Origin of the sequence: Colwellia hornerae (assembly GCF_007954355.1) — a bacterium.
GTDB classification, from domain to species: domain Bacteria; phylum Pseudomonadota; class Gammaproteobacteria; order Enterobacterales; family Alteromonadaceae; genus Colwellia_A; species Colwellia_A hornerae.
Genome location: NZ_VOLR01000042.1, coordinates 1 through 12,547, shown reverse-complemented (window position 1 = coordinate 12,547; position 12,547 = coordinate 1). Strand labels below are relative to the sequence as shown.

Here is a 12,547-nt window from a genome sequence, read left to right as displayed (position 1 = left end):
TTGTTCACCACAGTGATATCTATCAAATTAAAGGCGAAAGCTACCGTAAAAAACAAGCTATAAAACTAAACTCAAATACCGGCCAAGTTAATTGACGCCAACCGGACAAGTTAGTTGACGTCTAATATTATATTCAATCCAGTTGTTTTTCAAGAAAATTTTATATTATATCGGTCATTTGTACTATTTGTTTTTACGTACTTAATACCAACAGTAACATTTAGATCACTTATCTTTTGGTGAATGCTTTACTTATACATTTCTTCTCTATTTCTATCTATTTCAGCTTGTTTATTCTGAGAGCGTTTATTAATTACTTGCTTCAAAGATACCGATTTCCTTGTTACCTTACCTATATTTAATGGGTCATATGATAAGCCGTAAGCGACTGATAAACGATGGTAGCTATCGCGATGTATATCTAAATTCCTTAATCTATCCGGCTTTATTAAAGGGATTATTTGCAAAGGGAATTTTGTTTTTAACGCTTCAACTTGATCAGTATATAATTTTATTTTACTACCACCACCACAAATAAAAGTAGTTATATCTTCCCCAAAACGATGACCAAGAGCTACACTATTAACAACTTTATTTAGACTACTATTAACAGCACTAATAAATGGTTTATCAATTAGCTTTAAAGTATTTAGTGGAACTCCTAGAAGTTGAGCAAAATTAACGTCCGTTGGAAAGTCTTCTCTTATATCTATAACTGCCTTAGAATGATGCATTCTATGCTTTGCTAAAATATCCCCACCCAAAGTCTGTATATCCTTACCGGTAATTTCAAATAACCACTCTCCACCAGTACTACTTACTATAAACATCGCAACATCAATTGTACCCGCGCCTATGTCAACTAAGAGGTGTGAAAACCCTCTCCTAGACGGTGACTGTACATAACCAACTATTTGAGCGGCAAACTCTGGAAATAAATTCAAACAGTCAGAATGAAGTCGGTAATCCCCTATATAATTGAAATCTTTAGCTTCAATGTTTTTAATTGCCTGATTGCACCCTCTAATATTAATTTTATTTTGAAAGCTACATATCCACGCTGCATTAATTACTTTTCGGTATAAGCTAACAACCACCTTTTCATCATAGCTTTCGGTTGGTAAGCCTGAATTAATTAGCCAATCGATATCTATACTTCTATAAATAGATTTTTTTTGCCAAACACGACATTCTTTAAATACTAAAGCCAGAAAGCAAACTATTGCAACTTGATCAAAAAGAGAAGCACTTCTTGTTAACACTGGTAGTTTTAGATCTTTAAAGCAATTAGGCCCATTTTCATATAATGAACAATTACCTCCATTATCAGAATAAAACTGAGAAGGTAATAAATATCCATATTTACCAAAACTTAATGCTTCAGCATCAACTTCAGACCCAATAACTATTTTTGTAAATGCAGTTCCAAAATCAAGCCCTATTACTAATTCCTGTGCTTTTGATATATCAATAGGAAGTTGCGCTTCTAGCTTCCCACTGAAATTATAACTTTTACTATATTGCTTTAAATTATCATCTAATGCTTTTCTATCAGGCTTTTGTGGTCTTGTAACTGTGAACCTGATTTTTTTATTTTTAGGCATGGCAATCCCTTTTATTCAACAATTTTAAATACAATCTGACATACGGGTATTAAATCAGGCTTAAATTTTTGATGTAACTCAAGTTCGGCTTTACGCTGGGTGAACCTTTCTTGAATCTTATTTATTCGACCTTCCGTTGCTTTAGTTAAGCTAGTTCGCCCTGCTAATCTATGTTTCCATAAAGCACTCTCACTACTTGCCACTTGACGTTCGAAATGCTTTTGCGCGGACGTTATTTGAAGATTAACTCTATCAATGTTTTCAGCCGTTTTTAATTGAGTTTCATATTCAAATTCATCCTCAATAAGATCATCACACAGATTTAGGTCTTCTTTAACTGCAACTTCATTAATTTCAATTTTAGCTTCAGGCCAATCAAATGAATTCAATCGGGTAAGGTTAATAATATCAAGTGACATCCCACCATCCAAAACAGATTCCTCATCTATCTTTTTAACCCTTGCAATTAACTTTTCTTCAACTCTTAATCCTTCATAACTAGCCCGTTGGATTGATGCCACATAAATTCCTTTATTTAAATTTGGCGCATAAGCATTAGGTAAAGCACAACTAACCAACGGGATAAATGCTTCATCAATATCTTTTAACCTTTTACTGATGAATTGAATAAGTGGATGAGTTTGATTTATAAACTCTACTACTGACTTTATTGTCGTTACTTTATTAAAAAAACGACAACTTTTTTTCTGTCCATTGTCCAGTGATGAAATACCATACAATTTTCTTTTATCTATAAAAGTCCTAAATAGTGCAGCTTCATTAGCAGGCAATTGAATTTCATATAATTCATCCTCAGGATTAGACTGAAAAAATATAAAACCTTGACAATGACGTTCTAAAAAATCTTTTACAAATATGCTTAAATCCGTTTCAGTAATTCTTTTACTAAATTGATGTGCGGCATTAACTTCTTGCAAAATATGGCCACTATGGGCAATTAAATTAGATGCTTGTAATTCAAGCTCTTGTTCTGAAATTTTTCTTTTTTCTAGTGCAAGTGAAGTTTGTTCAATTAATGCGTTTTCTTGTTCGGGGGTTCTCCGATCTTTTAACAAGCTACTAGTAAGTTCACTAATCTTTTCACCTAAAATAGCTTCCAGATCGCCGAGAGACTCTTTAAATATATTTAATCGTTTGTACAAACGTTCGTAAATACGTTGATCAATAGTATCGTGATAACAAAAATTTAATATAGACAGCTTTTTAGCTTTTTGACCATGGCGATCAATACGGCCAATTCTTTGTTCTATCTTCATTGGATTCCAGGGTAAGTCGTAATTAATCAAAACCCTACAAAATTGTAAATCAACACCTTCACTAGCAACTTCTGATGCGAGTAGTATTTTTATATCTTTATTATCTCTAAACCTATTAATAATCGATTGTTTCGATTCGCGCATCCCTCCCATCAAAATTTGGTTTTTATATCCAAGACTACTAAGTCTATTTGATAAATATTTCAGAGTTGGTCTAAAATATGAAAAAAGGATTATTTTTTCCTCCGGGTTGTCATCCAAATATTCCACTAAAACTGTTTGTAATGCTTTAAACTTAGAATCATTTTTCCATAATTCATTTAAGTCTACAGTCCCAAGAACACCATTCATGATAGTTTGAGTTAATGGTCCTGCCTTCTTTATGTTTGACTTTTCATTACCAAAATCTTCATATGATTGTAATTCATCATCTGCTTCCCTGTCAGTCCAAGACTTAACGGCAGCATACATACTACTTGACAGTTGTCTTTGAGGGCTAGCTAATAAAAAGCCATCACTTATATCTTTAGTTAAAGCATATCTTCTAACAATGTTTGTAACTCGTTCATATAAAGCGGCTTCAACCTCAGTCATGATTATTATGGGGGCATATGGTTCTCTAGGAATCCGTAACTCTTTGACTTCTACTTTCCTTGTTCGAGTTAACACCTTTGAAAGTAAGTTACATCGTTCAATTCTATTAGCCAATTGAACCCTGTTAGCATTTTCTTTTAACTCTTTTGCACTGAATGGTCTAGAAAGTATATTTTTTAATTGTTGGTTATCTTTTAATAAAGAGTGAGTTTGAGCACTTTCTATTAATTCTGCAATATCATCCCATGTAGAGGTTTTATCTAGCGCCTTATTTTGTGCCTTTACTAATGGCTGATTTGCTTTTAGCACACTTGGAAAAACATGCTCATTACTAAATGTATCTTCATCAACAATATTAAGTAATTGATATAAATCTTGGCTGTGAAGGTTAACCGGAGTTGCAGACAGTAAAACTAAATGCTCACTTACTTCTCTTATTATCCGCCCTAATTTCGAGGTGGCACTTTCAGAGTTTCGCATTTTATGAGCTTCATCAAAAACGACTAAATCAAACAAAGGTTCTTCACCTGAGTTCAATTCCAATAATTCAGCTAATTTCGCTCTTGGGCTATTATTTTTAACTCCATCGTCATCAGCTAAAGACTTCGGAGGTCGTAATCCATCATAGCTACAAATAATAGCTCTACCTGGCGGATAATAAGATCGTGTTCGATTATTTAATTCCTCAAATAGTTCACTAGCGCCCATCAATGTCGCTTCAATTCCAAATCGATTAGCTAGCTCATCTTTCCACTTCTCTTTAAGTACCGCCGGACAGACAACCATTAAACGACGGGCATCAAAGCGAGATCTAAGTTCAGTCCATATTAACCCTGCTTCAATGGTTTTTCCCAAACCGACTTCATCTGCAATCAAAATTCCTTTTGAAGGCGCCTCTAAAAAAGACAAAACAGGTTTGTACTGATATGCATAAAACTCAGTGTTAGTTGTATCCATTGAGTAAACAATATTAGCCAAGCGGCCTGATAACTGAATATTCGTAAGATTACGGCGCAAATCCGTAACACGACCAAATTGCTTATTTTTTAGTAACTCCACAACATTTCTCGCGGCACTATCTACAATCTCTAACGCTGTTTCATTTACCCAAGAATCCCCATCAGGAAAAATAACCAAGTATTTATTCTTCCCTCTTCTCTCTTGAACGTCTCCAGTTAAAACACCATTTTTACCTGGATCTGATTTTAGCCTTACTCGCTGTGACGCTGACCAAGCATTTTCCATTGTTCCGCCCTAAATGGTTAACTGACAAAAGTCGATATTATTTCACCAATATTTTGTTCTATATTGTGCTAATTTTAAATAACTTACAGCTACAACCTTGTGATTTTTAATCGATATTTCATTTAACTATAAGCCTACTTTAAATTCAGGCCAAGTAAACAGTATCTCAATAGTAATTAGTTAAGATAAGTAAAAGTAAAAATAAATAATAGATATTTAAAGCCCCTATTAGGGGTAAGGAGTGGATATTAAGGGCAAGTCTATTAACCATGTTAAATAATTAAAGCAGCCACAAGGTGTGCTATTTTTTTTCGCTAAAAAGAAGCTCTTTCCCCATCCTGACGGATGTGAACTTCTATCTTTATTTCTATATTGATCGTGGTTTTTTAGTAGTTCTAAAGGGGATGACTTCCTTGTTGCCATTTATTCGTCACATTGTCGTAATCACCATTCATGTACTGAATTAATACGTAACTTTAACAAATGCCTTCCTCCTCCATTTTCCTTATTTCTTCTGCTGTGTAACCGCTATATTTTTTCATATTATATGTTCCAATCTATCGATTCACTATACGCTACAAGCTCTTCATTGGTAGTAACTAAGTAAGCCATTTCAGACATTACTTTATAAGCAAAATCACGATCACTTTGCTGATAATGCATTCTATCCATTATTAATTGATTGGCTGTATTATCAGCGTGCGGATGGCCTGCTTCTTTAAAGTACTCAGTGATTGCTATAATGCGATCTATTCCAGTTGTGCCTTTAACTGCTTCTCTAGCCTGCTTGATATGACGATTATAACTTTTAGTATGTATCATTTTTTTAGTGCCTTTTTTTTGATTAAGTTAACATTAAGCTTATTATTAAATTGCACACCACCCATCGTTGGAAAATCGATTGATAGTTTACTTATTGTAAATAAAGATAAATATAGCTATTTGAGGTATTATTAACTTGAGAAGAAAGGAGTATTAAAAATAATGAAAGAGCTGTATGAAGCTGCATGTTTATATGAAAAATGGGAAGCGAATTTTACTTTTGGTAAGAAATTACCTTTAAGTTTAGTCCAACCTAATGTGTTACTGGGTTTTTGGCAAAGTATTAACACCAATAATAAAAGTCTTTCTAAGAGGAAAAGCAAATCTGATTACAGTGAGGGAGTTGAGCTATTTACTAAGATTACATCCTTGATACATGAGAATTCAAAGCCTCAAAATAATCCGTCAATCTCGTCTGACTTTTTCATTAAATATGTCAACTCTTTAGGCATAACCTTTCTTGATAATCCTATTAAATTTAAAACTTTCATTGAATCAATTAATAAACAAAAAATATCTGATAAAAATATAGCTCAATCAATAGTAACGAAGATAGTTAATACAGCTAAAGGTGATCAGAAATTAACTTCGGTAAATATTGCACATACAATTGATTTAACATTTATTCACGATTGCATGAGCAGTTCGGGAATCGATTCAAAACTAAGTCCCGAAAAAAGTGATTCAATAGAGTCGCTAAATACAGACGAATTGCTATTCGAGCTTCAAACGAGGCAACTTCTTCACCATTTTGTCCAAAAATTAGCATTGACTGAAATACCGATATTCCCTCTAGAACTTGATTTCAACCATAAAAGAAACTTTAGTGAACATCAACTCAAAAGCATAGAGGAAGAGCTTGATAAGCATAACTTCAAAAGACTTGAAATAATTACTTACCATGATCTTTTAAATAACTATAAAGATGATATTTTTGATAATGAAATAGAAGAATTATTAGATAACTCCGAACGCCAAAACAAGTCGTTATCAGAGTTATTAGTATCAGGTATGGACATGCTCCCTGAAGATATTAAGGAGTATTCAAACTATACACGAGAATTTCATAAAGAAATCAAAGTATTATTTAAGATCCAATTATATATAGCCTTAGTGATCAACCCTCAAATAATTGTAAATACAATAAGCATTGTAAATCGTTCGTTATATTTATCATCACTACTTAACTTGATGGAATATACAAAAGATAAAATCGATCTCGATCTTCTGTTACACAGTTCGAAAGAAATGTTTGAAAATCTAAAGAACGAGTCAATAAAAGTAGCAAAAGTTTGGATCCTTTATTTGATTGATCGTGGCGAATTTGTAGGTGACCGATACCTACTTGAAGATTGGATCCAAGAAATATTTAGATCGTTTGTCACTAAAAACCAATTAATAATACGTTTGACAGAATTAACAAGTAGCAAAAAATATTACGGTAATTTACAACGAGGAATTCATAACAAAGCGGTTATAAAAAGCCTTTCAAATAAGGGTAACGAAGACTTTAAACAATGGCTAGATACGCATAATATATATTCATCTGATGCTATTGATGAAATGATGAATACAAGTGAACGAATAGTACAAAAAGGTCACTTTGAACCAGTAAATAAAATGTTCTTTGAAAGCCTATTTATTTATGATTCAACGTATTTTAATTTTTATTGGGATAATATTTTTTGTGGTAATGATCTTAAGGTTTTTCAAACAGAAGTGATTTTTGATTCCATAAACACATTTTCAAGGAAAAAAATAGAGAAAGACTCAGGTATGAAAAGAACCGACTGGCGCCGGATAATATCTCAAATTGGCGGCAGAAGTAGTGAAGTGTTCAGAAAATTTAACCAAGCATTCAACAATTCAATAGATCTGAAGACTAAAAAATACGTAGCCGAAAATAGAAACAATAAATTGAAATCTATTAATTTTGATTCTCGAATTAACAACCGATATCAAATGATTTCTGAATTAGGTACAGGGGGTAATGGTTTTGTTGTTAAAGCCGCAGATAATAATCTGTATCGTGAAGTTGCGATTAAATTAAATGCCACTTCTGAATTTACACATCCTGAAATTTTTAAGCGCGAAGCTCGTATTTTAGCAACCCTAAAGCATGAGAATATAATACAAGTTTATGATTTTATTAACGTCGATGATTCTGTTTTCAAACAAAAAATTAATGCCGATGTTTATGGATTAGTTACTGAATATCACTCCGGTGCGATGACACTTGATAAGTATTTAATATCGACTTCACTGACTAATGATCAAAAAGTTTCTTTATTTCAGAAAATATGTAATGGGGTATCAGCCGCTCATGCAAAAAACCTTATTCATTGTGACTTAAAACCTCAAAATATCATCGTGACAAAAGAAGGCATTCCAAAGTTAATAGATTTCGGCTCATCTAGTTATGAAGAAATGTCCTCGCAAAACACTGGTAGCGTACAGTGGATCTCTCCTGATGTCCTTAATGGTCAGTCATTAAAAAAAGCAGATGATATATATAGCCTTACACTGATTTTGTTGAATATATTTCAATTAGACTTTGAAGCTCTAGCCAGTGAGCTGTGTGAAGAAATAGTTAAGGATCCATTTGAATCAAATGAAATTGAGAATAATAAGCATGACGCTGGACAAGTAAACGTCACCAAAATAAAAGATCATCATATGAAGAATCAAAATTTTCTTTTGGAATTACTATTATTTAGCCACTACTTAATGGCGGATGGGTGGTATAAAAAAAATACTGGATGGGAAAAAAACATAGGCTTTGATGATTCAACTAACGAAGTAGAAACAGATTATTTCAGTTTCCATGAAAACAATATTGAATGTAATAAATTTTTAGTTAACTTGCATAATAAATTATATTTTAGTCATGAAAATGAGCAAAGGTTATCTAGTTTTTTGAAGATAACGTTAAAAGGTTTACTTACATCAACATCCGGCCAGAAATTACTGAGCCATACGATAAAAAGTAATCAGCTATTTGGTAAAGAATCTAAAATAACAATACTTCAGGAATATTCTAAGTCATATAATCATGTCGAAGAATTAAAAGCTGATTGTTATGTGTTAAGTGACTTAGCTTCTAATAGTAAAAGAGAAGAATTTTCATTTACTAACCAAGCCACTATAAATGGACAAGTTTTGAATAAAAGATATATCGAAAACTTGCCGCAAATTAGCGATTATGAAGATGAGAGAGTTATTGACGTTAGATGCCAATTCAATTCCTTCGGTATGGATTACCTTTTTTCTGATTGTCTTGTTTTATTGAGCACAGGACAATTCGCTAGACTTCATTTTTACACCGATGGTATTGATATCGATAAATTTGATACACACCCAACTTTAATGAAACTCGAAAAAGCTCCATTTGTCGATATTTTAGATTAAATCAAATTTCCAACGATGCCTGAATTTACTTATTAAGATTAAATAGTCCTTTAACAAATAAAGGGTTATTTATGAATTCCACTAATACTTCCAAAGAAAATAAAGCTCAATTTCCAGAGTTACATATAGATATAACAAAGCTAAGTTTTATTAAAAACTACCATCCTATTGTTATTCGTCATGCTTTTTCAAACAACAGAAAACTCAACTTAGACACGTGTGTCGCTTTTTTAAATGACAAATCAGTTATTCAGTATTTACTATTATCAGGTATTTCAGGTGCACTAAACCTCAAAAACAAATATAAAGGCATTGTCAGTTTAGCTACCCCTGCAAGCACTACCTTAGAAGTATCAAAATTAAAAAAAGCACTAAAAAAATCAAAAAAAACACTTCTGTCTCAAGGTGAGGAATTAGCTAAAAGTACTAATTGTAAAAATGCAACCAGTATTGAAAGCCTTCTAAAATACGGACGAAATAATCTGATCGATGTATTGCCTTCTATTGATGATGAAATAATTGCTGATGCATTGGATGAAAATGTTAATCAAAAACTGTTATTTGATTGTTTGCCCGATTCAAGAGTTAAAAAAATAAAGCACTTATGTAAAGCATCAAAAAAGTCAGAAAGAACCAAAAGCTCTGCTTTGGCTAAAATGGCATATGAACTTAAGCAATTTTTACTGAAACCAACATCATATGGAGTAGATCCTTTTACTTTTGATTTACTATCTTATCAAACTAGGATTATTGACAGTATAGATCTGTACTCTGAAAGAACTTTAAAGAAGGCTTTTTCACAAATCAAAGTAGATGTATTAATAAATGCACTAAAAGTGCTAGAGCCGTTTGAACAGTATAAATTATTAAAAAATTGTGAGATTACAAAAGCAAGCTATGCATTCGAGCAATATAAATATTCTTCTAAATTTAGTGAGTATCACTTTAAATCATTAAATAAAGTTATACGTAAAATTCGTAGTACTTCACCTGAAATGCACGAATCAGAACATCAGGAAAGCTCGATAAAAATATTAAGAAATGCTGATACTTTTGACGAGATAAATAATTTTAATGAAAAGATATGGAGACAACTACTAAGTGAATTGTCACTAAAACAAATATATTGTGCAACATGCAAAGCTAGGAGCCATGAGAGTCTATCCAGCTTTATGCTTTTTCTCGAAAAACAAAATATTCAAATTTCCTATGAAAAGCTGGATCAACAATTAGATATTTATTCAGACGAAGTCTTAGAGTTTCAAGATGAAATTATTGTAGAGTGTAAACGCATTAAATTAATGTATAACGACATAGAACATAAGGCGTTAGAAGCTGAAATAATGCTATTTCATGGAATAGTAGACTCAAAAGAAATAGTGGATATAGAGCCTACTGAGCAATTAGACCAATTAAACCAAAACAAGCACTCAAATGAGACAATAGAAGTATATTGTCACGAAGATTTAATGACAGAGATCATTCTTGGACTTAAAGATCATGACGCAAAGGTTTTTCAACAAATTCAAGAAAAAGGTAATATGAAAAAGTTACTTTATGTGCCACATGACTATAAAGATCGGCTTAATAAATTAGCAAAGAACTTTCCTAATTTTACTCAAGTTATTGAGTTTTTAATGGGGTGCTTAACTGAATCATTTATTACAAATTTACCCTTGGACCTCCCAGTTATAAATTTTGATGGTTGCCCAGGAATAGGGAAATCTCAATTTTCCATCGAATTCGCATCATTATTTGGGCTAGACTTTAACACAATGCCTGTTACATCAATGGGTGATAAATTCGAGTTAATCGGTGCTCACAAAACATGGAACAATGCTTCCATTGGTAGTTTCTCAAAAATATTATTATTGAAAAATGATTCATTCCAACCATTTGTTTTAATTGATGAATTATGCATGGTAAAAAGTATCGGGGAAAGAAATTTAGTTCCTACTTTACTCTCATTGTTCGAGTCAGAACAAAGCCAATCAGTAACTGAAAATTTTCTTGGTTTTAACGTTAACTTTTCAGGGTTCATTATCTTTACCACTACAAATGATATCGACAACTTGGTTCCTGCTTTACGATCAAGAATTATATCTTTTTCAATTCAAAAACCAACAATAGAGCAGATGAAGACCATAGGGGCCAATATCTACACAAAATATCGAGTAGAAAAAAAGTTAGGGAAGTTTTTAACCGATACTATTCCAACTCATTGTCACCAGTTCTTTATTAACCAGCCCCCAAGGCTTGCTAAACAGCTTATTATCGCGGCAATACGTAAAGCTATACAAAGAGTGGATATTAAGTTAAATCAGCCCTTATCGATTGAACCGTCCGATTTTCAAGTATTGGATAACCTCAACATTACAAATCCAATCGGCTTTGTACACTAAGGAATTAATATGGAAATTTATGATCCTAGATATTATGGCGAATTAACGACTTCCACATTCTCTTCTGAAGGTGGTTTCGTCGGCATAAATATAGAACCATCTGGCACTAGTAAACATGCATACCCAATAAAGATCGCTTGGTATGGAAATATTCGGGAAGGTTCATTATTAATAAAACCTGTAGACATATGGTTATCTGAAGGTTTTTGGTGTAATTATTCTGAAAAACATGGTCATGGCATAACCAAAAAACTATTGGAGAATGAGGGTCTAGATGTTGAATCTTCAGCTTTAAAGTTGAATAAAATATTGGCAAATAAAATAGTCGTATGTGATGTTGTTGAATATGAAGGAATATGGCTTACTCAATTATATGAAAAAGCGGATATAACACCAAGTTTTAGGATGATTGGCCACCTAGCACTAAATGATTATAAAAAGCGAATTGGGAACACTTTATTTTAAACCGTTACCAAAACTTAAGTGTAAAGATCGTCACTAGTTGACGTTTTTTACACTTACTAATTAAGAGAAAAGAACAGCTATTATTCAATTGATAATTTAAAAAAATAAAAATAATAACACTCTATTTTTATTGGGATACTTACAATAAAGCCATAGTATTGTATGGTTGAAGAATAGAATAATTCGCACGTAGTGCGGGGATAAAGATAGTCGCTTTGTCTAACTATCTACAATGCAGGAAAGAGACCTTCACTAAAGTATAGTTACAATATTGGTTACCCAAGCGCCTGCGGCACTTCTCAATGTTCTATTTTTTGACCCTGTAACAAAATCTGTGTAACTGCCTATCATTAATACCCATATAGGGTTTAGGATAGGCAGACTATGAATAAGAAAGAACTAGAAGTATTTGCTAAGCAAGCAGCTAAAGGTATTAAGTCCGAGCAAGACTTAACAGACTTTCGTAGAATATTAACCAAGATAACCGTTGAAGCCGCGTTAAACGCTGAGCTTGAAGAACATCTTGGCTATGCACTTCATGAGCAATCCACCACGAACAATAGCCGAAATGGCTATTCCTCTAAGTCTATTCGCACCGAAGATGGTCAAGTTGAACTTGAAACCCCACGCGATAGAGAAGGAAGCTTTGAACCGAAATTAGTCAAAAAGAACCAAACACGATTTACGTCAATGGACGATAAAATCCTGTACCTGTATGCCAAAGGCATGA

The 12,547-nt window shown here is 32.7% G+C and carries 7 protein-coding genes; 4 read left to right on the top strand and 3 right to left on the bottom strand.

Annotation, left to right across the window (positions count from 1 at the left end; translation table 11 throughout):
* Positions 1-248: 248 nt before the first annotated feature.
* The 3 genes from ESZ26_RS18300 to ESZ26_RS18290 all read right to left on the bottom strand — a co-directional run bounded on the left by ESZ26_RS18300 (position 249) and on the right by ESZ26_RS18290 (position 5,542).
* The gene (locus ESZ26_RS18300) at positions 249-1,604 is read right to left on the bottom strand and encodes a hypothetical protein (RefSeq protein ID WP_146801165.1); all 1,356 of its coding nucleotides are present in this window, start codon (positions 1,602-1,604) and stop codon (positions 249-251) included.
* Between the two features lie 11 nt (positions 1,605-1,615).
* The gene (locus tag ESZ26_RS18295) at positions 1,616-4,720 is read right to left on the bottom strand and encodes a helicase-related protein (RefSeq protein ID WP_146801163.1); all 3,105 of its coding nucleotides are present in this window, start codon (positions 4,718-4,720) and stop codon (positions 1,616-1,618) included.
* A gap of 543 nt (positions 4,721-5,263) precedes the next feature.
* Complete coding sequence (locus ESZ26_RS18290) at positions 5,264-5,542, bottom strand: hypothetical protein (RefSeq protein WP_146801161.1); 279 nt, start codon at positions 5,540-5,542, stop codon at positions 5,264-5,266.
* A gap of 162 nt (positions 5,543-5,704) precedes the next feature.
* Between ESZ26_RS18290 and ESZ26_RS18285 the strand changes: the two genes are divergently transcribed.
* The 4 genes from ESZ26_RS18285 to ESZ26_RS18270 form a co-directional block, all read left to right on the top strand.
* Positions 5,705-8,950 (top strand): serine/threonine-protein kinase, encoded by a 3,246-nt coding sequence (locus tag ESZ26_RS18285; RefSeq protein ID WP_146801159.1) that lies wholly within the window; start codon positions 5,705-5,707, stop codon positions 8,948-8,950.
* Between the two features lie 71 nt (positions 8,951-9,021).
* Positions 9,022-11,352, top strand: a complete 2,331-nt coding sequence (locus tag ESZ26_RS18280) for an AAA family ATPase (RefSeq protein WP_146801157.1) — start codon at positions 9,022-9,024, stop codon at positions 11,350-11,352.
* A 9-nt stretch (positions 11,353-11,361) separates the two neighbouring features.
* On the top strand, positions 11,362-11,817 hold the full coding sequence (locus ESZ26_RS18275; RefSeq protein ID WP_146801155.1) for a hypothetical protein: 456 nt from the start codon (positions 11,362-11,364) through the stop codon (positions 11,815-11,817).
* Between the two features lie 384 nt (positions 11,818-12,201).
* Positions 12,202-12,547 (top strand): transposase (locus ESZ26_RS18270; protein ID WP_211361247.1); only part of this gene is annotated, 346 nt, incomplete at its 3' end.

What these genes read in the sequence shown, in the direction of transcription:
- ESZ26_RS18300 (WP_146801165.1), bottom strand. Translation starts at nt 1,604, where the DNA reads ATGCCTAAAAATAAAAAAATCAGGTTCACAGTTACAAGACCACAAAAG.
- ESZ26_RS18295 (WP_146801163.1), bottom strand. Translation starts at nt 4,720, where the DNA reads ATGGAAAATGCTTGGTCAGCGTCACAGCGAGTAAGGCTAAAATCAGAT.
- ESZ26_RS18290 (WP_146801161.1), bottom strand. Translation starts at nt 5,542, where the DNA reads ATGATACATACTAAAAGTTATAATCGTCATATCAAGCAGGCTAGAGAA.
- ESZ26_RS18285 (WP_146801159.1), top strand. Translation starts at nt 5,705, where the DNA reads ATGAAAGAGCTGTATGAAGCTGCATGTTTATATGAAAAATGGGAAGCG.
- ESZ26_RS18280 (WP_146801157.1), top strand. Translation starts at nt 9,022, where the DNA reads ATGAATTCCACTAATACTTCCAAAGAAAATAAAGCTCAATTTCCAGAG.
- ESZ26_RS18275 (WP_146801155.1), top strand. Translation starts at nt 11,362, where the DNA reads ATGGAAATTTATGATCCTAGATATTATGGCGAATTAACGACTTCCACA.